This is a genomic window from Aliivibrio sp. SR45-2, assembly GCF_963890165.1.
In the GTDB taxonomy this organism is placed as follows: Bacteria; Pseudomonadota; Gammaproteobacteria; order Enterobacterales; family Vibrionaceae; genus Aliivibrio; species Aliivibrio salmonicida.
In genome coordinates this window covers 219,363-244,465 of sequence record NZ_CAWPRC010000150.1, presented here as the reverse complement: position 1 = coordinate 244,465, position 25,103 = coordinate 219,363, and the positions used below count along the sequence as shown (strand labels likewise).

22 protein-coding genes are annotated in these 25,103 nt (G+C 41.4%); 8 read left to right on the top strand and 14 right to left on the bottom strand.

Annotated elements, in window-relative coordinates:
- Positions 1 to 141: 141 nt before the first annotated feature.
- Together zntR and AACV33_RS10050 are read left to right on the top strand one after the other, a co-directional pair.
- A complete protein-coding gene (gene zntR / locus AACV33_RS10055; protein WP_012551271.1) occupies positions 142 to 561 on the top strand; it encodes a Zn(2+)-responsive transcriptional regulator in 420 nt (139 codons plus the stop codon).
- Positions 562 to 650: 89 nt separating this feature from the next.
- A complete protein-coding gene (locus AACV33_RS10050; RefSeq protein ID WP_023604480.1) occupies positions 651 to 953 on the top strand; it encodes a hypothetical protein in 303 nt (100 codons plus the stop codon).
- Between the two features lie 139 nt (positions 954 to 1,092).
- Here the strand turns inward: AACV33_RS10050 and fis are convergent, their stop codons facing one another.
- The 9 genes from fis to AACV33_RS10005 form a co-directional block, all read right to left on the bottom strand.
- Positions 1,093 to 1,389: a DNA-binding transcriptional regulator Fis gene (gene fis, locus AACV33_RS10045; RefSeq protein ID WP_005421285.1), complete on the bottom strand. Its 297-nt coding sequence runs from the start codon at positions 1,387 to 1,389 to the stop codon at positions 1,093 to 1,095.
- 22 nt (positions 1,390 to 1,411) lie between these two features.
- Positions 1,412 to 2,380 (bottom strand): tRNA dihydrouridine synthase DusB, encoded by a 969-nt coding sequence (gene dusB / locus AACV33_RS10040; RefSeq protein WP_012551269.1) that lies wholly within the window; start codon positions 2,378 to 2,380, stop codon positions 1,412 to 1,414.
- A gap of 195 nt (positions 2,381 to 2,575) precedes the next feature.
- The gene (gene prmA / locus AACV33_RS10035; RefSeq protein WP_065609285.1) at positions 2,576 to 3,460 is read right to left on the bottom strand and encodes a 50S ribosomal protein L11 methyltransferase; all 885 of its coding nucleotides are present in this window, start codon (positions 3,458 to 3,460) and stop codon (positions 2,576 to 2,578) included.
- A 116-nt stretch (positions 3,461 to 3,576) separates the two neighbouring features.
- Positions 3,577 to 4,920 carry an acetyl-CoA carboxylase biotin carboxylase subunit gene (gene accC, locus AACV33_RS10030; RefSeq protein WP_017023492.1) on the bottom strand — a complete coding sequence of 448 codons (1,344 nt, stop codon included), beginning with the start codon at positions 4,918 to 4,920 and terminating at the stop codon, positions 3,577 to 3,579.
- 12 nt (positions 4,921 to 4,932) lie between these two features.
- Complete coding sequence (gene accB / locus AACV33_RS10025; protein WP_012551266.1) at positions 4,933 to 5,388, bottom strand: acetyl-CoA carboxylase biotin carboxyl carrier protein; 456 nt, start codon at positions 5,386 to 5,388, stop codon at positions 4,933 to 4,935.
- Between the two features lie 30 nt (positions 5,389 to 5,418).
- Entirely contained in the window at positions 5,419 to 5,868 is a 450-nt protein-coding gene (gene aroQ / locus AACV33_RS10020) for a type II 3-dehydroquinate dehydratase (protein ID WP_012551265.1), read from the bottom strand.
- 458 nt (positions 5,869 to 6,326) lie between these two features.
- The gene (acs, locus tag AACV33_RS10015) at positions 6,327 to 8,276 is read right to left on the bottom strand and encodes an acetate--CoA ligase (protein ID WP_023604481.1); all 1,950 of its coding nucleotides are present in this window, start codon (positions 8,274 to 8,276) and stop codon (positions 6,327 to 6,329) included.
- A gap of 205 nt (positions 8,277 to 8,481) precedes the next feature.
- Positions 8,482 to 9,114: a 3'-5' exonuclease gene (locus tag AACV33_RS10010; protein ID WP_017022876.1), complete on the bottom strand. Its 633-nt coding sequence runs from the start codon at positions 9,112 to 9,114 to the stop codon at positions 8,482 to 8,484.
- A 1-nt stretch (position 9,115) separates the two neighbouring features.
- Positions 9,116 to 10,948, bottom strand: a complete 1,833-nt coding sequence (locus AACV33_RS10005) for a DUF294 nucleotidyltransferase-like domain-containing protein (RefSeq protein WP_065609287.1) — start codon at positions 10,946 to 10,948, stop codon at positions 9,116 to 9,118.
- A 205-nt stretch (positions 10,949 to 11,153) separates the two neighbouring features.
- On the opposite strand from AACV33_RS10005, the gene AACV33_RS10000 reads away from it, so the two are divergent.
- Together AACV33_RS10000 and AACV33_RS09995 are read left to right on the top strand one after the other, a co-directional pair.
- Complete coding sequence (locus tag AACV33_RS10000) at positions 11,154 to 12,299, top strand: 3-phenylpropionate MFS transporter (RefSeq protein ID WP_065609321.1); 1,146 nt, start codon at positions 11,154 to 11,156, stop codon at positions 12,297 to 12,299.
- Positions 12,300 to 12,432: 133 nt separating this feature from the next.
- Complete coding sequence (locus tag AACV33_RS09995) at positions 12,433 to 15,879, top strand: PAS domain-containing hybrid sensor histidine kinase/response regulator (protein ID WP_065609289.1); 3,447 nt, start codon at positions 12,433 to 12,435, stop codon at positions 15,877 to 15,879.
- Between the two features lie 104 nt (positions 15,880 to 15,983).
- Here the strand turns inward: AACV33_RS09995 and AACV33_RS09990 are convergent, their stop codons facing one another.
- The 4 genes from AACV33_RS09990 to AACV33_RS09975 form a co-directional block, all read right to left on the bottom strand.
- Positions 15,984 to 17,687 (bottom strand): sodium:solute symporter family protein, encoded by a 1,704-nt coding sequence (locus AACV33_RS09990; protein WP_017022872.1) that lies wholly within the window; start codon positions 17,685 to 17,687, stop codon positions 15,984 to 15,986.
- A 10-nt stretch (positions 17,688 to 17,697) separates the two neighbouring features.
- Entirely contained in the window at positions 17,698 to 17,964 is a 267-nt protein-coding gene (locus AACV33_RS09985; RefSeq protein WP_023604486.1) for a DUF4212 domain-containing protein, read from the bottom strand.
- A 195-nt stretch (positions 17,965 to 18,159) separates the two neighbouring features.
- On the bottom strand, positions 18,160 to 18,783 hold the full coding sequence (locus AACV33_RS09980; protein ID WP_182699275.1) for a MarC family protein: 624 nt from the start codon (positions 18,781 to 18,783) through the stop codon (positions 18,160 to 18,162).
- Between the two features lie 87 nt (positions 18,784 to 18,870).
- Positions 18,871 to 19,500, bottom strand: coding sequence for a response regulator (locus AACV33_RS09975; RefSeq protein ID WP_017022870.1), 630 nt, complete (start codon positions 19,498 to 19,500; stop codon positions 18,871 to 18,873).
- 226 nt (positions 19,501 to 19,726) lie between these two features.
- On the opposite strand from AACV33_RS09975, the gene AACV33_RS09970 reads away from it, so the two are divergent.
- Positions 19,727 to 20,491: a DeoR/GlpR family DNA-binding transcription regulator gene (locus tag AACV33_RS09970; RefSeq protein WP_012551255.1), complete on the top strand. Its 765-nt coding sequence runs from the start codon at positions 19,727 to 19,729 to the stop codon at positions 20,489 to 20,491.
- A 120-nt stretch (positions 20,492 to 20,611) separates the two neighbouring features.
- Positions 20,612 to 22,444, top strand: coding sequence for a glutamine--fructose-6-phosphate transaminase (isomerizing) (gene glmS / locus AACV33_RS09965; protein ID WP_023604488.1), 1,833 nt, complete (start codon positions 20,612 to 20,614; stop codon positions 22,442 to 22,444).
- A gap of 62 nt (positions 22,445 to 22,506) precedes the next feature.
- On the opposite strand, the gene AACV33_RS09960 is transcribed toward glmS, so the two are convergent.
- Positions 22,507 to 23,493 carry a sensor domain-containing diguanylate cyclase gene (locus AACV33_RS09960; RefSeq protein ID WP_255458466.1) on the bottom strand — a complete coding sequence of 329 codons (987 nt, stop codon included), beginning with the start codon at positions 23,491 to 23,493 and terminating at the stop codon, positions 22,507 to 22,509.
- A 256-nt stretch (positions 23,494 to 23,749) separates the two neighbouring features.
- Here AACV33_RS09960 and AACV33_RS09955 point away from each other — a divergent pair, with 256 nt between their 5' ends.
- Together AACV33_RS09955 and AACV33_RS09950 are read left to right on the top strand one after the other, a co-directional pair.
- A complete protein-coding gene (locus AACV33_RS09955) occupies positions 23,750 to 24,079 on the top strand; it encodes a metalloregulator ArsR/SmtB family transcription factor (protein ID WP_023604490.1) in 330 nt (109 codons plus the stop codon).
- 16 nt (positions 24,080 to 24,095) lie between these two features.
- Positions 24,096 to 25,097 carry an ArsJ-associated glyceraldehyde-3-phosphate dehydrogenase gene (locus AACV33_RS09950; protein WP_023604491.1) on the top strand — a complete coding sequence of 334 codons (1,002 nt, stop codon included), beginning with the start codon at positions 24,096 to 24,098 and terminating at the stop codon, positions 25,095 to 25,097.
- Positions 25,098 to 25,103 lie beyond the last annotated feature (6 nt).

Sequence of the window (25,103 nt, the reverse complement as noted above, 5' to 3'; positions counted from 1 at the left end):
ACATCAACGTAATGGCGCATATTCTAACTAAAGTTAAACAAAAAAGCTTTCGCAATCGATTGCATTCTCAAAAAAAGATGCCATTTTTATGAAAAAAGAATGAAAATGGGAGCAGACAAAGAGGGATTAGAGTTAATGAAAATGTATTTAATTGGTGAATTGGCAAAACACTGTAATGTAACCAGTGATACATTACGTTTTTATGAAAAGAATGGATTACTCATTCCGTCAGGAAGAAGCAATAGTGGCTATCGTCTTTACAATGAAGAAAATCTAGCACAAATCCGTTTTATTTTAAAAGCAAAGCAATTAGGTCTAACTCTTGATGAGATTAAAGAGTTGCTTGCGATTCGCTTAGAGGCAACCAAGCATAGCTGTGCAGAAGTTAAATCGATCACCCAAACCAAGTTAACGATTATAGATGAGAAAATTGCACAGTTAACCGACATTCGTATTGCATTGAAAAGTATTAATGATGCGTGTTGTGGTCATATTGATGATGATGCTTCGCATTGTTCAATACTTTCGGCATTGGCTGATTTAGAAGAGAAGAAAGCGTAATTTATTGTGACTGTTTATTAAAGATGTTGATAAAATGGTCGATAAGTAATGTATAGAAGTTTGAGCGAAAATTAGGTGAGAGCCCATTAATGGAAAAACAATACGTAATCAAATTGCTTTCTGCTCTGAAAGTTATCGATAGAAAGATCAGTGAGCAAGGCAAAGCGGTAATGGAGCTAGATGCTCGCATTAAGCGTATTGAAGCCCAGAACGCAAAAATCGCTCAAATGGTGGATGCGGGATCTAAAGGCTCTAGTACAGCCGGAGCATCTGCAGATTTAAGTGAGTTAGATGAGCGTTTAAAAGGCATTGAAGAGAAAACAGCAAAAGCTGTCGAACTTCTTCGTTCAGGGGCCGGGACTGGTGGTGCTAAGAAGCGCGCTTGGCCGTAGTCGAGTAAATCAAATAAAAAAGCCGATATTACAGTGATGTAGTATCGGCTTTTTTATTTCTAGTAATATGAAGATTATTAGATATAAAAAAAGCAGTGTTAATTGCTTAACACTGCTTTAAATTTTTCATAAGGCGTGATTAGTTCATGCCGTATTTTTTAAGTTTCTTGCGAAGAGTACCACGGTTGATACCCATCATATTTGCTGCTTTTGTTTGGTTGCCGCGAGTATGCTGCATGATCATGTCTAGTAGAGGTTGCTCTACTTCAGCTAATACTAATTCATATAAGTCGTTAACTTCTTGACCGTTTAATTGGCCTAAGTAGTTTTTCAGCGAAGCCTTAACAGAGTCACGTAGTGGCTTCTGAGTAATCTGGTCTTGTGCTGTAACTGTTGTAACTGTTAATGCTTCTGAAGTCATAGATTGATCGAACATATTCTGTTTAGCTCTTCTGTTATTATGATGCAACGTGGTCGAAATAGCTTTCAAGCTGTTGAAGTTGCTGATGGGCATCTTCAATAGCATTAAAGCCGCGGCGGAATTCATTTGCTTGTTCGTGCTCTTTTAAATACCAACCCACATGCTTACGAGCAATGCGAGGGCCTAAAAACTCACCATAAAATAGGTGAAGCGCTTGAACATGACCCAATAAAGTGGCCTTCACTTCTTCAATTGGAAGAGGTGGCATGAATTCGCCCGTTTCTAAATAATGTTGGATTTCTTGAAAAATCCATGGCCTACCTTGTGCAGGTCGGCCGATCATTAAAGCGTCTGCGCCGGTGTAATCAAGCACAAAACGAGCCTTTTCCGGTGAGTCAATATCACCGTTTGCTATAACCGGAATCGAAATCGCTTCTTTTACCGCTTTAATGTTGTCGTACTCAGCATCACCTTTGTACATACAAGCTCTGGTACGCCCATGGAGCGCTAAAGCTTGAATGCCGCATTGTTCTGCCATTTTTGCAACCTGAACACAGTTTCTATTGTCCGGATCCCAGCCTGTGCGCGTTTTCAGAGTGACAGGAACATCAACCGCCTTCACAACTGCCAGTAAGATCTCTTCAATCAAATCTGGGCGTTGTAGGAGCGCTGAGCCTGCAAGCTTCTTATTCACTTTCTTAGCAGGGCATCCCATATTGATATCGATGATTTGCGCACCAGTCTCAACACAGTATCGCGCTGCTTCCGCCATTAACTTAGGATCTGCCCCTGCAATTTGTACCGAGCGAATACCAGATTCACCTTCATGTACCATGCGATTTTGGGACTTAGATGTTTTCCACAGTTTTGGATTAGAAGACATCATCTCGCTCACAGCCATGCCTGCGCCGTAACGCATACATAACTCACGAAAAGGTTTATCAGTCACACCAGCCATAGGAGCAACGATAAGATTGTTCTTTAATGTATATTTACCTATCTGCAAAACATCCACGCACGTTTGTGTCAGCAAGGGCGCGCATTTTACGCATTTTTTCCTCGCCTGAAAAGACCAAATTTTGAGCATTTACAAATTGTTTGTGTAATTTGTTTATATTTCAGTCAATTAGATGGTTTTATGCCTCAAATTTAGTATTGAGGCATTGAAGTTTTTTCTATGAAGAGTAGGTCTTAGAGGCCGTTACTTCTTAATTCCTGAGATTCTGCACCATTCTTGTTGCTCTGCAATCGCATCAAGAGTGAAGTTGTCTGAGTAGTATGAAGCGACATTATTTGCCTGAGTATCGAGTACACCAGACATAGCTAGTGCGCCTCCAGGCTTCACATGAGCCGTAATAATACTTGAAAGTTCACGTAAAGGAGCGGCAAGAATATTAGCAACAACAACGTCAGCGACAAGGTTTTCTGGTTGGTCTTGAGGAAGGAAAAGCTCTAGTTGATCAGCAACACCATTGCGAGTTGCATTGTCTTTTGATGCTGTGATCGCTTGAGGATCTATATCGATCCCAACCACTTTCGCTGCACCTAGTTTGATAGCGGCGATCGCTAAGATGCCAGAACCACAACCGAAATCGATAACTGTTTTACCAGTAAGATCGATGCTTTCTAGCCATTCAAGACAAAGTGCGGTTGTTGCATGCGTTCCTGTGCCAAATGCAAGACCAGGATCAAGCATGACGTTAATCGCGTCTGGCTCTGGAATTTCACGCCAGCTTGGGCAAATCCACAAGCGCTCACCAAATTTCATTGGGTGGAAGTTATCCATCCATTCGCGTTCCCAGTCTTTATCTTCAAGTTGCTCTACTTTGTAGGCAAAATTGTCATCAAGTACGGTGCTTGCTTTCAATTGTGTAATGACTAAATCCATGTCGGTTTCTGCATCATAAAGAGCTACAATGTCCGTTTCACCCCATAAGCGAGTCTCTCCAGGAAGAGGTTCAAAGATAGGGGTATCTTTAGCATCTAAAAATGTAACAGAAAGAGCACCGGTCTCTTCTACTAGCATGTCGCTGATTAGTTCAGCATTTTCAGATGTTGCATTTAGTTTTACTTGAATCCAAGGCATGGGGATCACTTTATTTAGTTGAAAATATCGACGAATTTTATCATAGAAAAAGGCCATGAGTATAATCACTCATGGCCTTTATTTATGTCTTTAACTTAAAGAATGAAATTGGTGTCTTATTGAAGACCCAGTTTTTTCTCAAGATAGTGGATATTAGCGCCACCATGTTGGAAGTTTTCATCATTCATAATATCTAAGTGTAGAGTGATATTTGTATTGATGCCTTCAATGATCATTTCACTTAATGCATTTTTCATACGTGCGATAGCTACGTCACGGTTTTCACCGTAAGTAATTAGCTTACCAATCATTGAATCGTAGTGTGGCGGTACTGTGTAGCCAGTGTAAATGTGAGATTCCCAACGAACTCCCATACCACCTGGTGCATGAAAACGTTCAATCTTACCTGGAGAAGGTAGGAAACGAACAGGATCTTCAGCATTAATACGACACTCAATTGAGTGACCACGCAATTTGATATCATCTTGAGTGAATGAAAGAGGTTGACCTGCAGCAATGCGCAGTTGCTCTTTGATTAAGTCGATACCCGTTACCATTTCGGTAATTGTGTGTTCAACTTGAATACGAGTATTCATCTCAATGAAGTAGAATTCACCATTTTCATATAGGAATTCAAACGTACCGGCACCACGATAAGCGATATCAACACAAGCACGCGTACAACGCTCACCAATGTATTTACGCATTTCTTCGGTGATACCAGGAGCCGGAGCTTCTTCAACCACTTTTTGATGACGACGTTGCATAGAACAATCACGTTCGCCAAGATGAATCGCGTTACCTTGACCATCAGCAATGATTTGAACTTCAATGTGACGAGGGTTTTCAAGGAATTTTTCCATGTAAACCGTACCATCACCAAAACACGCTGTTGCTTCTGCACGTGTCATTGCAATCGCTTCAATAAGGTCTTTTTCTGCACGAACAACACGCATACCACGACCACCGCCACCGCTAGAGGCTTTGATGATAATTGGATAGCCGATACGTTTAGCAAATGATTTGTTTTTTGCTTCATCGTTATCTAACGGGCCGTCAGAACCCGGAACACAAGGTACACCGGCTTTTTTCATTGAACTGATCGCAGACACTTTGTCACCCATCATGCGAATAGTTTCCGCTTTAGGACCAACAAAAATAAAGCCTGAACGTTCAACTTGCTCTGCAAAGTCAGCATTTTCAGCTAAGAAACCGTAACCAGGGTGAACAGCAACTGCACCTGTTACTTCCGCCGCACTAATAATACGTGGGATGTTTAAGTAGCTGTCAGTACTGCGAGCAGGACCGATACAAATGGTTTCATCAGCAAGTAATACGTGTTTTAAATCACGGTCAGCAGTAGAGTGCACAGCAACCGTTTTGATGCCAAGCTCTTTACATGCTCGCAAGATACGCAGTGCAATTTCACCACGGTTTGCGATAACTAATTTATCTAACATAGTGACCTCTATTTATTCGATCACAACAAGTGGCTGGTCGAATTCAACCGGTTGGCCGTCTTCAGCTAGGATAGCAGTCACTACACCAGACTTATCTGCTTCGATTTGGTTCATCATTTTCATTGCTTCAACGATACATAATGTATCGCCAGCAGTAACTTGTTGGCCAACTTTAACAAATGGTTTTGCATCAGGGCTTGAAGCACCGTAGAAAGTACCAACCATTGGAGAACACACCTTATGACCAGCGGCTACGGCTACTGGAGCTTCAACTGCAGCTACCGGAGCGGCTACTGGTGCAGCCATAGGAGCAACTGGCGCTGGGTATGGTTGCATTGGTGTTAGTTGAGCCATAGGAGCTACAGCGCGACTGATACGTACAGATTCTTCACCTTCAGAAATCTCAAGTTCAGCAATGCCAGACTCTTCAACTAGTTCAATCAGTTTCTTAATTTTACGGATATCCATTGTGTAATCTCTTCTGTTTATATTCAGTGATCAATTTGAACGCAGACGTTTTACTGCCGCCTTCAAAGCAAATTCGTAGCCATCTGCGCCTAAACCGCAAATCACACCAACGGCCTTATCTGAAAGATAAGAGTGGTGGCGGAAAGGTTCGCGTGCATGGACATTAGATAAATGTACTTCAATAAAAGGAATATCAACCCCAAGCAGAGCATCACGTAAAGCGACACTGGTATGTGTAAACGCTGCTGGATTGATAATAATGAAATCAATACGTTGATAAGCATTATGGATCGCTTCAATCAACTCATATTCACGGTTAGATTGTAAATGCTCAAGTTCGACATTCAATGCAGTTGCTTGAATGGTCAGAGCGTTAACGATCTGTTCTAAATTTTGACTGCCGTAATGTGCCGGCTCTCGAAGTCCTAATAAATTAAGATTAGGGCCATTTAGTATTAAAATTCGCGATTGAGTAGACATTGTGATGCTAAATTCCTTGTTTTTACGGTTAAAGTAAAAAAAGCACACCTTTTATATTCGATTTGATGAGCTTTTGCAATTTTTGCCTTGCGAATGCTCATAAAAAGCAATTATAGACAATATCACAGCAAATCGCAGCAAAATACTGGTCTTATCAGCTCTAAGTTCTTATTTTATGTATCGAAGCTTGGGTGAATGTCATCTCTATTTATGAGATTAGAGCTTAGGTTAATGAGTTGGTTCAACCATTTTATGATTAGTTAACAAATACTTTCAATGTGTTGAACAATTATACAGTTTTGTATTTTGTTTATTTGGTTGAGTTAAATATCTCTCGTTATCAATATGTAAATTTGAGCTTGAAATCACAAGAAAAAAGTCGCTATTACGAATAATAGCGACTTTTTCATTCGGTTTGAGTTTTTGCTCTAGCCCGTTATGTTCTTAAATCTATTCAGTTAAGCAATTTTTCTTTGTTCTTCAATTAGTTTATCAACCACGCTAGGGTCGGCAAGTGTGGATGTATCGCCTAGATTTGAAGTATCCCCCGTCGCAATTTTACGAAGAATTCGACGCATTATTTTCCCTGAACGTGTTTTTGGTAATGAGTCGGTCCAATGCAAGAAATCAGGTGTTGCGATAGGGCCTATTTCTTTTCTTACCCAATCTTTGACTTCTTTATGGAGCTCAGCACTTGGGTATTCGCCCGAATTTAAGGTGATGTATGCGTAAATCGCTTGGCCTTTAATATCATGAGGAACACCGACAATGGCAGCCTCTGCAATTTTACTGAAAGAAACCAAGGCGGATTCAACTTCAGCGGTACCCATTCGGTGACCAGACACATTGAGCACATCATCGACACGGCCTGTTATCCAGTAATAACCATCTTCATCACGTCGAGCACCATCACTGGTAAAGTACATGCCTTTAAACGTTGAAAAATAAGTTTGTTCGAAACGGTCGTGATCGCCATAAATGGTGCGCATTTGACCCGGCCATGAATCGGTAATCACGAGGTTTCCATCGGCAGCACCTTCAATAAGGTTACCCATGTTATCAACCAAAGCAGGTTGAACACCAAAGAAAGGACGCGTTGCCGAGCCCGGTTTTAAAGCTGTTGCACCAGGAAGAGGAGAGATTAAAATCCCGCCCGTTTCGGTTTGCCACCACGTATCAACGATTGGACAGCGAGCGTCACCAATGGTGTTGTAATACCACTCCCATGCTTCAGGGTTGATCGGTTCGCCGACGGATCCCATCACGCGTAATGAGGATCTTGAGGTTCCTTCTACAGCATCATTACCGTGAGCCATGAGTGCTCGAATGGCTGTTGGCGCAGTATAAAGAATATTTACGTTGTGCTTATCTACCACTTCACTCATGCGGCTAGTGCTTGGGTAGTTTGGTACACCTTCAAACAGAATGGTTTTTGCGCCATTAGCGAGAGGTCCGTAGATTAAATAAGTATGGCCAGTGATCCAACCTACATCAGCGGTACACCAGAACACCTCACCTTCTTGGTAATCAAAGATGTATTTGAAGGTCATTGCTGCATAAACAAGGTAGCCGCCAGTGGTGTGTAATACGCCTTTGGGTTTACCTGTTGAGCCAGAGGTATAAAGAATAAAAAGAGGATCTTCAGCATTCATGGCTTCTGGTTCGCAATGTGCAGAAGCTACAGCGGTTGCTTCATGCCACCATACATCGCGTTCTTCATTCCAATCAATATCATTACCGGTACGTTGGAATACAACGACTTTTTCAATGGTTGTTACTTCAGGGTTATTTAATGCATCGTCGACGTTTTTCTTTAAAGGTACGGTACGACCGCCACGAACGCCTTCATCGGCGGTAATCACGACTTTCGCATCGGAATCAACGATTCGACCCGCCAATGCTTCTGGTGAGAACCCACCAAAAACAACAGTATGAACCGCACCAATGCGAGTACAAGCAAGCATTGCAACGGCTGCTTCTGCAACCATTGGCATGTAAATACACACGACATCGCCTTTGCGAACGCCTTGACTCTTAAGTGCGTTTGAGAATTTACACACTTGTTCGTGCAGCTCATTGAAGGTAATTGATGCATCATCTTGTGGATCGTCACCTTCCCAGATGATCGCGACTTCATCACCGCGAGCAGCAAGATGGCGATCGATACAGTTTGCAGAGACATTCAATTCACCATCTTCAAACCATTTGATGTCTACGTGACCAGTATCGAACGAGGTGTTTTTCACTTTAGTGTAAGGAGTCATCCAGTCGACTATTTGTCCGTGCTCACGCCAAAACCCTTCGGGATTGATGACGGATTGCTGATACATTTCACGGTATTTATCTTCATCGGCATGTGCATTTTTTGCGATGTCTTGATTGACTGGGTATACGTGAATGTCACTCATGTTGATTCTCCTTGTGAATACAGCAAATATCCAATTTATGACTGGATTTTATGGCAGCCCCTTCATTGGTTCTGCGCTTCGTTGATATTACTTTCTGCTAGAAATCGATTTTCAACAATTAGACTTTAGTCAGAGAAAGAGGAAATGACTGAGTTTGAGAGGAAAAGAGAAGAGCGTTTTGAGACTCAGATCAGTAAGTTGTGAATTAAAGCGCTCTTGGGGTAGGCAGTTCAGGGAAATCACCATAATGAAGGCGAACATAAATCAATGCTGCGGCAATGGCATCTTGCAAAGCATCATGGCGTTCGGCTTGTGGTAGATCTAAATGGGTAGAGATGGCCTCAATACTTAAATCGTAATACGCATTAGGTAATAGGCGCTCTAATTTATGGTGATAAATATGGCAGACTTCGATTAGCCTATTAGGAAAAGGGTGACCACAGTGACGTAAGCAACTGCGGTCTAAAATCTTTTTGTCGTAGTGAATGTGGTAACCGACAATCGGTCGATTACCAATAAATTGAAGTAATTGAATGATAGCGTCTTTTTCGGACAGTCCATGAGAGAGATCGTGATGCCTTAGTTGATGTATTTTGACTGATTCTGACGTTAGGTTGTGTGGTGGTCTTAATTTGAGGTGAATCGTTTGGCTTGTTAATACTCTGTTCTGTTTTATTTTTATGGCCGCGATCGACACTAATTCCGCATGATTAGGGTCAAGACTTGTTGTTTCGCAATCAATAGAAACCAATTCTTCGCCGTTGTAGCGTTCAAAAAGAAAGTGATTCGAGTGGTTTTGTAGTTTATAGCGCCACCACAGGCGTTGAAGTTGATTCATGTTAATCCCTAATTTGGTAATGATAACCAAGCCATTCTTTGAATTTTTTAACGATGTGTAAACTGTGACGAAGTAAATCACGTTCACTTCTATCTAATCGTTGAATGTGAATTTGATTACTGGGCATTGGGTTTACTTCTTCTAACTGGTGGCGTAAGCGTAATTTAAAAAATAGCTTTAGAGCTTCACTCAAATTTTCTGCTGTTGTGGATTCAAGGATGTTCTGTTGGCAAAGAAGTTCAATACGAGTAAATGTGTTTGTGTCGGTAATACCATGTTCTAAGCTGAGAGTTCGAATTCCGTGAACGATAGGGAAAATGCCGCCTTGTTTAATATCAATGCCTTCTTTTTTGTTTTTTACTTTTCCGAATAGAGTTAATGGCACAATAAATTGCAATGCAGGGCGAGCAAAGATACTGAGTGCGAGCTCATTTTCTTGCATCTTCTGAGTTAATAAATGTTTTAAAGGAGAAAGTAATTGATGATTTCCCGCAACGGCATGAGCATCCGATAAAATAGCAAGGTGCATCATGTTTTCACCGTTATATTCGGTGCTTAATTTGGTGATGTAATGTTGCCATTCACATTCAGTTTTTACCCAATGTGCATTGCTGACCATGATATTCCCTTTGCATAATGGATAGCCTAGCTGCAACAGGGTGTGAGTGAACTTCTTCATCAGTTCATGGCATTGATGCCACTCCAATCCTTCTTTAATGATTAAGGCATTGTCTTGATCGGTTTTAAGAATTTGTTCGCCTCTTCCTTCCGATCCCATCACGATCAAGCAGCAATGATCATGCAGAGCTTTAGGCACGGTGAGATTAAATGCTTTTTCTATAATTTGTTCATTAATGGTAGAAATCAATTCCATAATAAAACGGGTACGAATTCCATTGTTAAGAAGCGTTTCAACTAACTGTGCTTGGCTGTTGGCCGCCAAAGCGAGTTCATCAATGGTTTGTGCTCGAGCAATTCTCAATGTGAGTACATGGGAGTGGGTGGAAAATAAACTCAATATTTGAGTCATATCTAACATACCGATCAACTTATTTTCTTCAACAACTGCCACTCGTTTCACGTGGTGGCGGGTCATTAGTGTCATGGCATTAAACAGATAATCGTATTTTTTGATACTTACTATCGGGTAAGTGGTTATTGGACCTACCGGATGATTAGGAGAATAGCCTTCGAGCATAAGAGCGTGCAGTAAATCTGTTCGAGTAATTATCCCAATCGGTAAATGCGCAGTATTCGATTTATGGCGAGTATCGTATTGGTTTAGTTCAACAAATAATGCATCCACTGCATTGTCTTTTAATAATTGAGTGACTTGCTGTAATGAGGTATTCCAATCAACAACTAAACTGGGTTGAATGGTTTCGTTATCTATTTTGGTGAGAATAAACTCCGCTAAGTTTTGCTGTTGATGAGCTTGTGTCATTAACGCTTTTCGTGTGGCCAAACTGCTATTGAAATAAGCGGCGAACTCTGTGTTTTCATGATAAAGAGTAAGGAAAATGGCGGTAGGCAGCAGGTGGCACAAGGTATCTTCAATGGCTTGATAGGTATGTTTTACGGGTTGTTCGAGTTGAGATCGTACGTCAAAAATATCGTCATTCGTATAATGAGCGTAAATTTCTCCATTACTGCTGGATCGTTCTTCAACAATGCCCTTAATGATAATGAAAAGATGCTCAGAAGGCTGACCTTGATAAAGTAACGTGTCGCCATGCCGAAAATACGCAATATCAAGATGATTAATTAACGTCTTTTTCTGTCTGTCGTTTAATTTATTGAAGGGTGCAATGGTGAGATCAATATCGTTTGGCATAACCCATCCTCTGTGCGTTCCTTTTTACTATTTTGGCTAAAAAAAGGCACAGTATGAAGAGGACTTTAGTCTACCCATAAAGTTCTAAAATCTCGGGTTTATCACATTTTAAAAGGTGCATTTTTCTTCTGTTCTGTTTTCCCTTTTTATAAATCAATAGGATGCCATAATGACGGCCTCTTTTTTATTCCCTTTGGACATTGTCATGGTACGCGTTTCTCCCTTTGCTTGGATCTCTCAATATTTTGGTGGGTTCTTTTTTGCCTATGGTGTGTATTTGCCTTTTTGGGCGCTGTGGTTTGCCGACCAAGGGGTATCAGCTGGAGATATTGGTGTTTTAATTGGTTTGGGATTTGCGACACGTTGTGTGGCGAACTTAGTGATCACTCCTCGCTTGCATAAAGTTGAATATTTAATTCCAGCCCTGCGCGCATTAACGTTTGCCTCCTTGATTGCACTTGGGTTGTTTCTTATTAATGGCGGCAACTTCTGGTGGATGGCATTTGTCACCGTGTTGTTTAATTTGTCCTGTGGTCCAGCTATACCGCTCTCCGATGCAATGACGAATTATTATGCGAAAAATAAGTTATTAGATTATGGTCGAACTCGTTTATGGGGTTCAGTCAGCTTTATTGCCGGCTCAACGGTCGTGGGTTACCTAGTGTCAGGCTTTGGCACCGACATGATTGTGTACACTGCGATTGCTGGTATTTTAGCGGCGTTATTCTTAGTGATGCGTAATCCAAATCCAATGCCAGTGTCAGTCTCGGAAGAAGACCAAACTCGCCCTAAACTATTGGCCTTACTTCGTGAAGTTCCGGTATTAAAATTTATTATTTTAGTGTCGTTAATTCAAGGTAGCCATGCCGCGTATTACAGTTTCAGCTCTATTTATTGGAAAGCGTCAGGCTATGAAGAAAGTACCATTGGTTATTTGTGGAGCCTAGGTGTTGTCGCTGAAGTGTTGGTGTTTGCCTTTAGTAAGCAATTGTTCGCGGGATGGAAGGTATCAACTTTATTTAAAGTGGCGGCTGTCGGTGTAATGATCCGCTGGGGATTAACGGCGGCAACGACAGAGTTATCGGCACTAATATTGGTTCAAGCACTGCATGGTGTTACCTTTGCGATGGCACATTTGGCCGCCATTCAATACATTCAAAAATTCCCTCAAAACAAAATGATCCCACTACAAGCCTTATATAATGCGATTCCGCTTGGTGCCTTTATTGCCTTAATGACAACATTAAGTGGTTGGGGTTATGAAGTGTGGGGAGCGCATATTTTCTGGGGTATGGCAGTGATGGGTGCCTTTGCCTTAATGATTAAGCTGGATAAAGTAAAAGATAAATAGGTCCTAATCACATTTGTTGGCTTGGATAAAAGCGAAGTAATAATAAAACGTTAGACTGGTGCGACAGAATATTCGTACCACTCTGGCGTTTTTTTATGATCAGAACTGAGAGTGGTATCACCAAGGATGAGTGATGACACAAGGATGGATCGTCGTGCCAGTTTCGCTGGCTTATTTAGGATTGCTATTTTTAATTGCCTGGTATGGTGATCGTCAAAAAGGGTGGTTATCGCATTATCGCCCGTGGATTTACAGTCTTTCTATTGCGGTTTACTGCACCTCTTGGACCTTTTATGGCACGGTAGGCCAAGCCACTAGCAACCCGTGGTCTTTTCTTCCTATTTATCTTGCCCCCATTCTTGTGTTTGTTTTTGCATGGCGTTTTTTAGCCCGAATTATTCTGATTGCAAAGCGAGAGCACATTACGTCCATTGCTGATTTTATTGCGGCTCGTTACGGTAAATCTCAAGGTTTAGCTGGTGTGATTACGGTCATTGCGGTGATTGGTATTCTTCCTTATATTGCGTTGCAATTACGAGGGATCACCATGGGGCTCGATCTTGTTGCTCCTAATTTAGCTCAGGATTTAGGCTATCAAGATGGCCACATTTCTTGGTTTGTCAGTGGTGCATTAGCGATTTTTACTATTCTATTTGGTACTCGACATATAGATACCACTGAACATCATCGTGGATTGATGATGGCAGTGGCCTTTGAATCCATTGTTAAGCTTGTTGCCTTTCTTTCGGTTGGTGGATTCATTTTATATTTGGCGTATTCAGAGCCAACGGTCGATCTGATTACTGTCGCAAAAGACACCTATCAATCGCCTAATCTAATTACCTTATTGTTTCATACGTTATTAACGATGGCGGCGATAATTTGTTTGCCTCGTCAGTTCCACACAACAGTGGTAGAGAATGAACAAGCACAAGACTTAAGGACTGCACGCTGGGTCTTTCCTCTTTATTTATTATTGATGGGATTATTTGTCTTACCTATCTCATGGGCAGGACAGGCATTGCTCTCTGGTGGCGTTAGTGACTCTTTTGTCATTAGTGTGCCATTGTCTATTGGTGCTGAACACATGGCATTACTTGCTTTTGTTGGAGGGACTTCAGCGGCAAGTGGGATGGTGATCGTCTCGACCATTGCACTTGCGATTATGGTTTCGAATGATTTAGTCTTGCCTTTACTCTTACGTAGAGTAAGAACCACGTCTCGAACCTTTGGGCATTTTTCTAAATTATTAGTGACGATTCGTCGGTTGTTGATAATTCTATTATTAGTTGGCGCATGGGGTTTTTATCAAGCGTTAGATTCAATCGATTCTCTTTCTGTTATTGGGTTATTAGCGTTTGCTGCAATTGCGCAATTTGCACCGGCACTTATTGGTGGTTTGTATTGGCGACAAGGAAATAAAAAAGGAGTCTATGCGGGTTTGGCGATTGGCTTTGTGGTGTGGTTAATCACGCTGATGAGTCAGACGCAAATGTTAGCGGGCAGTGCTGAGAATAATTTTTTATTGTGGATTATTACTCCGCCTAATTGGCTGCAAAATCTGGAGGTTAAAACGTCCGATTGGGGAATGATGTTGAGCTTAAGTTTGAATGCCATGTTGTTCATTTTTGTTTCTTCTGTTACTCGAGCGTCGTTAAGTGAGCGTTTACAAGCCGCGGCTTTTGTTGGTGCTCCCTTGCCTGAAAGTGAGGATGTAAGCGTATACCAAACTCGCGTGACAGTGGCTGAACTTGAAATGTTAGCGTCCCGTTTTGTCGGGCGAAAAAGAGCAAGAAAAGCATTTCGTCAGTTTGCTCAGCAGCATGGTGATGCGTTACTTCCACAGCAACAAGCTAGCTCTCAATTGATTCGTCATACAGAGAGAGTGCTCGCCGGAGTATTTGGTGCCTCTTCTTCTCGCTTGGTACTGACGTCTGCTTTGCAGGGACGAAATATGCAACTTGAAGAGGTCGCAACCATTGTTGATGAGGCTTCTGAACTTTATGATTTTAGTCGTGGGTTATTGCAAGGAGCGATCGAACACATAAGCCAAGGCATTGCTGTGGTTGATAAGCAGATGAAGCTAGTGGCATGGAATCAACGCTATTTAGAGTTATTTACGTTTCCGGCAGGACTTATTCAAGTCGGGCGTCCGATAGCGGATGTTATCCGACATAATGCAGAGCAAGGGCTTTGTGGGCCGGGTGATCCTGAAGTGCACGTTAAGCGACGAGTTGAGCATTTAGAGCGAGGCACTCGACACGTTTCTTCTCGAATTCGAGCCGATGGACAGGTTATTGAAGTGCAAGGTAACCCGATGCCAAACGGTGGTTTTGTGATGAGCTTTACCGACATCACGGTATTTAGACAGGCAGAAAAAGCCCTAAAAGAAACCAATGAAAGCCTAGAATTTCGAGTGCATGAACGAACCAAAGAATTAGAAAAATTGAATCAGAGATTGGTGGGCGCTACCCAAAGTGCAGAAAAAGCCTCGCACTCAAAAACACGATTATTAGCGGCGGTGAGTCATGATTTAATGCAGCCCTTGAATGCCGCCCGCTTGTTTGCGTCTTCATTAAGCGAAGTCGCTAAAGACGGTGAGACAAAGAAAATATCAGGGCATATTGAAAGTGCATTAGGGGCGGCAGAAGAGTTAATCGGCGATTTATTGGATATTTCTCGTTTAGAAGCGGGTAAGTTAGAAACTAATGTTCACGGCTTTTCACTCCACCATATGCTCTCTAATTTAGAAGCCGAATTTGGTGCGTTAGCAAAACAACAAGGCATTGATTTTTCAGTGATTCATTCTGATGTGGTGGTGGAATCCGATCCGAAATTATTACGTCGAGTATTACAGAACTTCTTAACCAACGCCTTTCGATATAACCCAGAAGGCAAAGTGGTACTGGGTGCCAGAAGAATCGAAGGTAAAATTCGTCTGGATGTATGGGACAGTGGTATTGGTATTCCAGAAGAAAAACAACAAGCCATTTTTGAAGAGTTTACTCGTGTCGATCAAAGCAGAGCTGATCAAGGGTTAGGGTTAGGGTTAGCGATTGCGAGAGGGATCTCTCATGTGCTCGGGCATACTATTTCTCTGCGTTCATGGGTAAATAACGGCTCTGTATTTTCTGTCACATTGGAGCGTGGTGTGGTGCTTGAAAGCGATGCGCCTACCATAACCCAAAAGCCTGAATTGCCATTAAGTTCGGTTCGTGTGTTGTGTGTGGATAATGAACCCGATATTTTGATTGGTATGGAATCGTTACTTGAACGTTGGGGTTGTGAAGTCAAAACGGCGACGGATTTGATGGGCAGTTTACGTTGCTTAGAAGAGGATTGGGTACCCGATGTCATCTTCTCAGATTACCGATTGGATAACGACAGAACGGGCTTAGAAGTATTACAACAATGCCGCTTACGTTTAGGAAATAATTTTGAAGGGGTGATGATCAGTGCAGATAAAACTGAGGATTTACTAGAAAGTATTAAAAGTAATGGTTTTGGTTTTATTGCAAAGCCAGTCAAACCGTTAAAATTAAGATCTGTGTTAAATCGCCACACTACCTCAGAGGTTTAGGGCTAATCATAAAAGAAGGGAGCTAGCACACTAACTCCCTTTTCATATCAGCCAAATTATTTTTCTGACGTTATTCTGGTTCTATTAAACTGAACATTATCAGATTAATGATCGTGAGCTTCACCGGCACCTTTAGGATAACGAATCGATTCAACCAGATCTTGAACATCTTGTGGTACTTCTGCGGTGACTTTGTTTACTGCAATCGAAACAATAAAGTTTAGACACATACCTAGGGTACCGATCCCTTCAGGGCTGATACCAAACCACCAGTTGTCTGGTGTGCTTGCTGCTGGGTTAATGAATTTAAAGTAAACGATGTAAGCGGTAGTAAAGGTAACACCAGAAATCATGCCTGCAATTGCGCCTTCCTTATTCATCTTCTTATAGAAAATACCTAAGATGATGGCTGGGAAGAAAGAAGCTGCTGCTAAACCGAACGAGAAGGCAACCACCTGTGCGACAAAGCCCGGCGGATTGATCCCTAAATACCCTGCACCAATGATAGCAACGATGGCGGCAAGGCGGGCTGCGAGTAGCTCTTGTTTATCGGTCATGTTTGGCTTAAAGCCTTTTTTCAGTAAGTCATGAGAGATAGAGGTCGAGATTACCAGTAATAGACCAGCAGCCGTTGATAATGCTGCCGCTAAACCACCGGCTGCTAGCAATGCAACAACCCAGTTTGGTAAGTTTGCCAGTTCAGGTGATGCTAGAACGATAATATCTCGGTTGATGTCCATTTCATTACGCTCATCACCAGAGTAGAACATCTTGCCATCGCCATTTTTATCTTCCCAAGCAACAAGACCCGTATCTTCCCAGTTTTTATACCAGCTCGGTGCATCCGCAGCGGCAACTCCTTGGCTGTCTGGACCATTGATGGTTTCAATCATATTCACACGAGCAAACGCGGCAACCGCAGGTGCAGTGGTGTATAAGAATGAAATAAACAGTAAAGCCCAACCTGCAGAGATACGTGCATCTTTAACACGAGGAACCGTGAAGAAACGAATAATTACGTGAGGAAGCCCTGCTGTACCAACCATTAGTGCAGCACAGATAAAGAAGACATCGACCATGCTCTTAGATCCATCGGTATAAGGTGTAAATCCTAATTCAGTGGTTAATCCATCCAATTTATCCAATAAGTAGACTTCGGAACCGGTAACAGTAGACCCCATACCAATTTGAGGAAATACATTACCCGTCATCATGATTGAAGTAAAAACAGCGGGAACAAGGAAGGCGAAAATGAGAACACAGAATTGAGCAACCTGCGTATAAGTGATGCCTTTCATGCCGCCTAATACCGCATAGAAAAATACGATACCCATACCAATGATGATGCCGACGTTGATATCAACTTCTAGGAACCGAGAGAACACCACACCAACACCACGCATTTGTCCTGCCACATACGTGAAAGAGACAAAGATGGCACAGAACACCGCAACCATACGAGCGGTTCGTGAGTAATAACGCTCGCCAATAAAATCTGGTACCGTAAACTTACCAAATTTACGTAAATAAGGCGCAAGACATAAAGCTAATAAAACATAGCCGCCAGTCCAACCCATTAAATAAACAGTCCCATCATAACCAACAAAAGAAATGATACCTGCCATTGAGATAAATGATGCAGCCGACATCCAGTCAGCGGCGGTTGCCATGCCATTAGCAATAGGGTGAACCCCTCCGCCTGCCACATAGAATTCACTGGTTGATCCTGCTCTTGCCCATATCGCAATACCGATATAAAGGGTGAAAGTGATACCTACTAATATAAACGTCCAAGTTTGGATATCCATGCTAATTCCTCTAGTCTTCTTGTACGTTGTATTTTTTATCCAGTGAGTTCATGCGAACCACATAGATAAAGATCAGGGCAACAAAGGTATAAATTGAACCTTGTTGTGCAAACCAGAAGCCCAATTTAAAGCCCCCAATTTGAATCGTATCCAGAGCATCGACAAATAAAATGCCTGCACCAAATGAGACGGCAAACCAGACGAAGAGTAGTCCACCCATTATCCTTAGATTTTCCTTCCAATAGGCTTGTGCTTGTTCTTTTGTTTCGAACGCCATAGCCGGCTCCTTTTTAATGTTAATAATATGTAACCAAAAAGAGATTAGCAGCGAGAAGAAAAGAAAACAGTGCAACTTTAGTCGAGCAGATAAAGAAAAACGCCCAATATATGAGCGTTTTATGTGAGGTGGGCTGTGATTTTTCTATGTTTAACTTATGTTAATCAATACCAAGGTCTAAGGCATCGGTATTCATTAAAAGTAGAAATTTTTAATCCCCATAAGAAGATTATTGACCGCCACTGCCGCTAAGATTAACCCCATTACACGGCTAATTATTGCAGCACCAACATTGCCAATAATTTTATGGATAAAGGTCGCACCAAGTAATAAACATAAGGTAATGATCAGCACAACAATCATTACCGCGGCAGTAATTGACTGATCTATAAAAGAATAACGAGAATTGTCAGTTAACATTACGATGGCCATCATGGCGCCAGGAGAGGCGATCGATGGAATGGCTAATGGGTACACCGCCAAATTAGCTAAGTCAGAATGACTGATGTCTTCACTCAATTTTTGTTCTTGTTCTGGTTTGCTTTCACCAAAAATCATCGTTAAGGCAAAGATAAGAAGAACCAATCCACCAGCAACTTGGAACGCGGGTAAGGGGATTTGCATTGCTTCTAATAATAATTGACCAATAACGAGGAAAAATAACAGCACAGAGGTTGCAATCGCAACGGCTTTTAGTGCGACAGCTTTTCTTTGTTTTGTTGATAAATGTTGGGTTTGTGAAAGGTAGACAGGTACTGAACCGATAGGATCGATAACAGCCCAAAGAACAACGAATTGAGTAACGAGGATGCTTATCATGAACTCTCCCAGAGTTAGGTTAAACAGAGGGATATAAAAGAGACCTATAGATTACCTTAATTTATAGGCTAGAGTGTTATATCGAGGTTAACTTTCTGTCTGTTGTAGAAAAATAACCGCTTGAGTACGATTTTTTACGCCTAATTTTCGAAAAATTGCGGTCATGTGGGCTTTGATCGTCGCTTCTGATACGTCTAAATCATACGCAATTTGTTTGTTGAGTAGGCCATCTGACAGCATACCAAGCACTTTATATTGCTGAGGAGTAAGGCTGCTTATTCTTGTCGTGAGATCATCACACGCTTGGCTGTTTTTAATAGAGCCTTCTGGAAAATAAGAGTCCCCTGCCAAAATTTGGTTCAACGCTGAAATTAATGATCGCATGTCACTTGATTTTGGAATAAAGCCAAAAGCCCCATGGCTCTTTGCTTGAGAGACAATGCTGCTTTCTTCGCTAGCAGAGACAACCACAATAGGCAGGTCTGGATATTGAGAGCGAAGGTGAATTAAACCAGACATTCCGTTACTGCCCGGCATTTTAAGATCGAGTAATAATAAGTCGGGATCGGGCTCTTTTTCTAATACGGTTAAGAGTGCATCTAGAGAATCGGCTTCGAGTAGATTGGCTCCGCTGATCGCCATATGAATGGATTGAAAAAGCGCATTGCGAAATAAGGGATGATCGTCCGCGATAATGATGGTGTAGTTGTCGTCCATGGCTACAAAATTCCTCATGAGTAATCTAATAAAATTAACATCTAACCCATTTTCGAGCAATTTTTAGACGCTAAAGTCTGCGCTGCCTCTCTAATCTTATTTCTATTTTTAAAAATGAAATGAAATTCGTGGGATCTTAATATTTAAAACGAATTAATTCTCAACACTAGACAATCGAATGAAACGAAACTAAACTTCTTTCAAATCGAAACTTATTGAGTTTGTCATGTCAAAAAGAAACACTAAACAACGTCGACATATGATCCTTTCTTTATTAATTGAGAAAGGGGAAATTACGGTTGAAGAACTTTCGGAGCTCTTTGATATATCAGAAGTAACCATTCGTAAGGATCTAACGGAGTTAGAGAAGAATGGTTTGCTGATGCGTAAGTATGGCGGGGCGGTGTTAATGCCTTCAAATATCATTCAAGAAGATACGTGCGAAGAAGTTTCGAATCGAAAGTTATCTTTGGCTATTTCAGCGGTAGAACTGATTAAAGATCATAATCGAATCATTATTGATAGTGGCAGTACGACGGCGGCGTTGATTAACCAATTATCAACGAAAAATGGTTTGGTTGTTATGACCAATTCATTACCGGTGGCGAATGCATTGCAAGAAATCGAGAATGAACCCACGTTATTAATGACAGGTGGAACATGGGACAGTCATTCTGATTCATTTCAGGGTCAAGTGGCAGAGTCGGTATTAAGATCCTATGATTTTGATCAGTTGTTCATTGGTGCAGATGGCATTGACTTAGAGCGTGGAACCACGACCTTCAATGAACTGGTAGGTTTAAGTCGAGTGATGTCTGAAGTCGCTCGTGAAGTAATTTTAATGGTTGAATCAGAAAAAATTGGTCGAAAAATTCCGAATGTGGAATTGCCATGGGACAGTATTGATGTGCTGATCACCAATAATGATTTAAGCGAAGAACATCAGAAAAAAATTGAGTCACATAACGTACGAGTCATTAGAGCTCAGTGATTTAATTCCTCAATAAAGAATATCAATAGTGAGCTTTTTGTTGCCAGCTCATTATCTAGACCAATCGCATTACCAGGATTGGGCCCACTAAATTTAAAAATAGAATAATGGAGTATTGCCATGTGTGGAATCGTAGGTGCTGTTGCACAAAGAGACGTTGCGGAAATATTAGTTGAAGGATTACGCCGTTTAGAGTATCGCGGTTATGATTCGGCTGGTGTTGCCGTTGTTGATGCGGACAGTAATTACACTCGACTGCGTCGCTTAGGTAAAGTTAAAGAATTAGCGGATGCAGTCAATGAATCACATGTGGTCGGCGGTACTGGTATCGCTCATACTCGTTGGGCAACGCATGGCGAGCCGTCTGAAGTGAACGCTCACCCACACGTTTCCGGTGATATTACGATTGTTCACAATGGCATTATTGAAAATCACGAATCATTACGTACGCTATTAAAAGAACGCGGTTATGTATTTGAATCTCAAACGGATACCGAGGTTATTGCACACTTAGTTGAGTGGGAATTACGAACGTCGGATTCTTTGATTGAGGCGGTACAAAAAACAGCGACTCAACTTGATGGTGCGTACGGTACTGTTGCAATGGATCGTCGTGACCCTGAACGTTTAGTTGTCGCTCGCTCTGGTAGCCCAATCGTTATTGGTCGTGGTGTGGGTGAAAACTTTTTAGCGTCAGATCAACTGGCGTTATTAAACGTAACTCGTCGCTTTATGTACCTTGAAGAAGGAGATGTTGCTGAAATTACTCGTCGTGATGTTCGAGTGTTTGATGCGCGTGGCGAACAAGTTGAGCGTGAAGTGACAGAATCGAACGCCGAGCATGATGCGGGAGACAAAGGTCAATATCGTCATTTTATGCAAAAAGAAGTGTTCGAGCAGCCAAAAGCCTTAATCAATACCATGGAAGGGCGAATCACCCATGATTCAGTGGTTACTGAGAGTATTGGTGTTAATGCCGTTGAGATACTAAACAAAGTAGAACACGTACAAATCATCGCATGTGGTACTTCTTACAACGCGGGAATGACGGCTCGTTACTGGTTTGAGTCACTGGCGGGTGTCAGCTGTGATGTCGAAATTGCGTCTGAGTTCCGTTACCGTAAATTTGTAACGCGTCCAAATAGCTTGTTAATTACCTTATCTCAATCGGGTGAAACGGCTGATACGTTAGCGGCCCTTCGTCTAGCAAAAGAGCGTGGTTACATGGGCGCAATGACGGTGTGTAATGTTGCTGGTTCATCTCTTGTTCGTGAATCTGATTTTGCCTTTATGACGCGTGCAGGAACAGAGATTGGTGTGGCATCGACGAAAGCCTTTACCACTCAACTTGCGGCGTTATTGATGTTAGTGACGGCGTTAGGTAAACAACAAAATCGTATCTCAAAAGAGAAAGAGAAAGAGATTGTTGAAGCCTTGCACGCTTTGCCCGCTCAAATAGAAAAAGCACTGTCATTTGATAAAGAAATCGAAGCGTTAGCCCCTGACTTTGCTGACAAGCAACACACGCTATTTTTAGGGCGTGGAGAGTTTTATCCAATCGCAATGGAAGCGTCGTTGAAATTAAAAGAGATTTCGTACATTCATGCGGAAGCGTATGCCGCCGGTGAATTAAAGCACGGTCCTTTAGCGTTGATTGATGCGGATATGCCAGTGGTAGTGGTTGCCCCAACCAATGATTTATTAGAAAAATTAAAATCAAACGTAGAAGAAGTGCGTGCTCGTGGTGGGTTGCTGTATGTTTTCGCGGACGAGCAAGCGGGCTTTGAAGGCGATGAAAACATGAAGATCATTACGATGCCTCATGTTAGCGATATAACTGCACCAATCTATTATACGGTTCCAATGCAGTTACTTTCGTATCATGTTGCCCTGATTAAAGGGACGGATGTTGATCAGCCACGTAACTTAGCAAAAGCGGTAACGGTTGAATAAGTTTGACTTATTGATAACGAAATAAAAACGGCAGCCTCAGATAGGCTGCCGTTTTTATTTGATTAATTATTGATGGATTTTTTTTGATCTTTTTCTTTATACATAGCGGTATCTGCATTAATGAACATGTCTTTAAGTGATAGTACTGAATCATAAGGTTCAAGATGACGACCAATACTAATATTGGTGAGGTTTAAGCCTGGTTGATGCATCGTTTTTTCTTGGTAACGTTGGCGGATTTGTTCTGCGAGTAAGGCAAGTTCATTGTCGTTTTCCTTATTCAGCAAGGCTAAAACAATAAACTCATCCCCGCCAGTACGAGCAGTTAAATCCGATTCTCTGATTGTACTTTTTAAAATATCGGCCAATAGTTGAATGCATTGATCTCCGAATTCGTGGCCATGGTTGTCATTTACTTGTTTTAAATTATCAATATCAAAATATAGGATGCCAATATTATCTTGGTATCTTTTTGAATCTTTTAATTTCTGCTTACCTAGAATGTCTAATCCACGACGATTAAGTAACCCTGTCATTGAATCGGTAAGTGCCATTTGTCGATGTTGCTCAGCTTCTTCTGCCATTTTCAAATCAGCCGTAATGAGCTTTGACAGGTGATGCAGTAGCTTAACTAATGCACTTTTATAATTAGTATGCTTTGTATCTATCGCACAAATAGTGCCATAAATAGAGCCATCAGGGTGAAAGACAGGAACACCACAATAAGATCTTACTGGGCCATCTTCAACTGCTGGGGCATTAATCCAATATTCGGTCTTTAACGCATCAGGTACATATAACTCTTTGCCTGTTTCTACAATGGCACGACAAAAGCTTTTGCTGTCACTAGGCCATTCAGAACCTTGGCGAAGAAAATTTGTTTTATTATTACTGCTTATAAGGGTATGGAAAGAATGACCTGTAAATTCGATAACGGCACCACAGTCGGCCCCAAAAATATCAACAATTAAATCTGCAAGTTCTTGCCATTTTGATAGGTCAATAATGTTGTCTTGTGAATCAAAATGAGAAGTGAAAAACGCTGTCATACGCACATCCATGTAAGGCGATTATTATTTGAATTTTGTATAGTTATAAAACTATCATTATTAAATGTTAATTTCATTGTCATTAGGTTCAAAATCAAACCATTTACCTTTTAGTTTAGAGAAGTGATTACTGAACCACTATTTAGGTTTTATTTTCTTATATGAACCTTTTGTGACTCCGTGGTTTTTTTATTGTTTTTTACACTATAATATATATCATATATGGAAATGCGTATATCCATATTTAAGGTTTACTATGTTACCTCATCAATTTTTTAAACTGCTTTCAGATGAAACTCGAATGCGTTGCTTATTGCTTATCGCGCGTGAAGGCCGTTTATGTGTAAATCAGTTAACCGAAGCGTTAGAAGAAAGCCAACCGAAAGTTTCTCGGCATTTAGCTCAACTACGTCAATCTGGTGTATTGGTCGATACCCGTGAAGGGCAGTGGGTTTATTATCAAGTTAGTACTCAATTACCTGGTTGGCTAAACAAAATTATTGAGGGTTTGAAGCAATCGAATTGCTTACAGACTGAATATCAAAAAGACACCGATAAATTAAACGCAATAAAATCATGTTGTTAAATTAAGGATTAAAACGATGACAATTAAAGTAGGTATTAACGGGTTTGGTCGCATTGGACGTTTGGCTTTAAGAGCCGCATTTGATTGGCCAGAGCTTGAATTTGTACAAATTAATGATGTGGCGGGTGATGCCCATACTTTAGCGCATTTACTTGAGTTCGATTCAATTCAAGGACGTTGGAATCATGCTGTGACTACCGATGGCAACACTATGATCATTGGTGACCAAAAGCTAATGGCCACACAAGAAAAAGACATTGATGCTGTTGACTGGTCTGGTTGTGATGTTGTTATTGAAGCGACAGGGGTTCATCGCTCTCGCTCATTTCTCGATAAATATTTAGCGCAAGGTGTAAAGCGTGTCGTTGTGTCTGCGCCAGTAAAAGAAGACGGTGTTGCGAATATCGTTGTTGGCGTGAATGACGATATTTTTGATCCTGTAATTCATCAGATTGTAACTGCGGCTTCTTGTACTACCAATTGCCTCGCACCAATTGTTAAAGTTATCAATAAGGAGTTTGGTATCGCAAACGCGGCATTTACGACTATTCATGATTTAACTAATACACAAACTATTTTAGATGCACCCCATAAAGATTTACGTCGTGCTCGTGCATGTGGAATGAGTTTGATCCCAACGACGACAGGATCGGCAAAAGCAATTGTTGAAATCTTCCCTGAATTAGAAAACAAAATTAATGGTCATGCAGTTCGAGTTCCTTTAGCGAATGCGTCCTTGACGGACATTGTTTTTGAAGTGAAAAGAGACACAACGGCTGAAGAAGTAAATCAGTTATTGAAGGAAGCGGCTTATGGTGATCTAAAAGGTATTTTAGGTTACGAAGATCGCCCATTAGTATCGATTGACTATAAAGGTGACCAACGTTCAACCATTGTTGATGCGTTATCTACCATGCTTGTAGGTAAGCGAATGGTAAAAATCTATGCATGGTATGACAATGAAATGGGGTATGCGACGCGTACTGCTGAACTCGTTCGTACTGTTGGCTTAGCTTAACTTTAA

What these genes read in the sequence shown, in the direction of transcription:
- zntR (WP_012551271.1), top strand. Translation starts at nt 142, where the DNA reads ATGTATTTAATTGGTGAATTGGCAAAACACTGTAATGTAACCAGTGAT.
- AACV33_RS10050 (WP_023604480.1), top strand. Translation starts at nt 651, where the DNA reads ATGGAAAAACAATACGTAATCAAATTGCTTTCTGCTCTGAAAGTTATC.
- fis (WP_005421285.1), bottom strand. Translation starts at nt 1,389, where the DNA reads ATGTTCGATCAATCTATGACTTCAGAAGCATTAACAGTTACAACAGTT.
- prmA (WP_065609285.1), bottom strand. Translation starts at nt 3,460, where the DNA reads ATGCCTTGGATTCAAGTAAAACTAAATGCAACATCTGAAAATGCTGAA.
- accC (WP_017023492.1), bottom strand. Translation starts at nt 4,920, where the DNA reads ATGTTAGATAAATTAGTTATCGCAAACCGTGGTGAAATTGCACTGCGT.
- accB (WP_012551266.1), bottom strand. Translation starts at nt 5,388, where the DNA reads ATGGATATCCGTAAAATTAAGAAACTGATTGAACTAGTTGAAGAGTCT.
- aroQ (WP_012551265.1), bottom strand. Translation starts at nt 5,868, where the DNA reads ATGTCTACTCAATCGCGAATTTTAATACTAAATGGCCCTAATCTTAAT.
- acs (WP_023604481.1), bottom strand. Translation starts at nt 8,276, where the DNA reads ATGAGTGACATTCACGTATACCCAGTCAATCAAGACATCGCAAAAAAT.
- AACV33_RS10010 (WP_017022876.1), bottom strand. Translation starts at nt 9,114, where the DNA reads ATGAATCAACTTCAACGCCTGTGGTGGCGCTATAAACTACAAAACCAC.
- AACV33_RS10005 (WP_065609287.1), bottom strand. Translation starts at nt 10,948, where the DNA reads ATGCCAAACGATATTGATCTCACCATTGCACCCTTCAATAAATTAAAC.
- AACV33_RS10000 (WP_065609321.1), top strand. Translation starts at nt 11,154, where the DNA reads ATGGTACGCGTTTCTCCCTTTGCTTGGATCTCTCAATATTTTGGTGGG.
- AACV33_RS09995 (WP_065609289.1), top strand. Translation starts at nt 12,433, where the DNA reads ATGACACAAGGATGGATCGTCGTGCCAGTTTCGCTGGCTTATTTAGGA.
- AACV33_RS09990 (WP_017022872.1), bottom strand. Translation starts at nt 17,687, where the DNA reads ATGGATATCCAAACTTGGACGTTTATATTAGTAGGTATCACTTTCACC.
- AACV33_RS09985 (WP_023604486.1), bottom strand. Translation starts at nt 17,964, where the DNA reads ATGGCGTTCGAAACAAAAGAACAAGCACAAGCCTATTGGAAGGAAAAT.
- AACV33_RS09980 (WP_182699275.1), bottom strand. Translation starts at nt 18,783, where the DNA reads ATGATAAGCATCCTCGTTACTCAATTCGTTGTTCTTTGGGCTGTTATC.
- AACV33_RS09975 (WP_017022870.1), bottom strand. Translation starts at nt 19,500, where the DNA reads ATGGACGACAACTACACCATCATTATCGCGGACGATCATCCCTTATTT.
- AACV33_RS09970 (WP_012551255.1), top strand. Translation starts at nt 19,727, where the DNA reads ATGTCAAAAAGAAACACTAAACAACGTCGACATATGATCCTTTCTTTA.
- glmS (WP_023604488.1), top strand. Translation starts at nt 20,612, where the DNA reads ATGTGTGGAATCGTAGGTGCTGTTGCACAAAGAGACGTTGCGGAAATA.
- AACV33_RS09960 (WP_255458466.1), bottom strand. Translation starts at nt 23,493, where the DNA reads ATGACAGCGTTTTTCACTTCTCATTTTGATTCACAAGACAACATTATT.
- AACV33_RS09955 (WP_023604490.1), top strand. Translation starts at nt 23,750, where the DNA reads ATGTTACCTCATCAATTTTTTAAACTGCTTTCAGATGAAACTCGAATG.
- AACV33_RS09950 (WP_023604491.1), top strand. Translation starts at nt 24,096, where the DNA reads ATGACAATTAAAGTAGGTATTAACGGGTTTGGTCGCATTGGACGTTTG.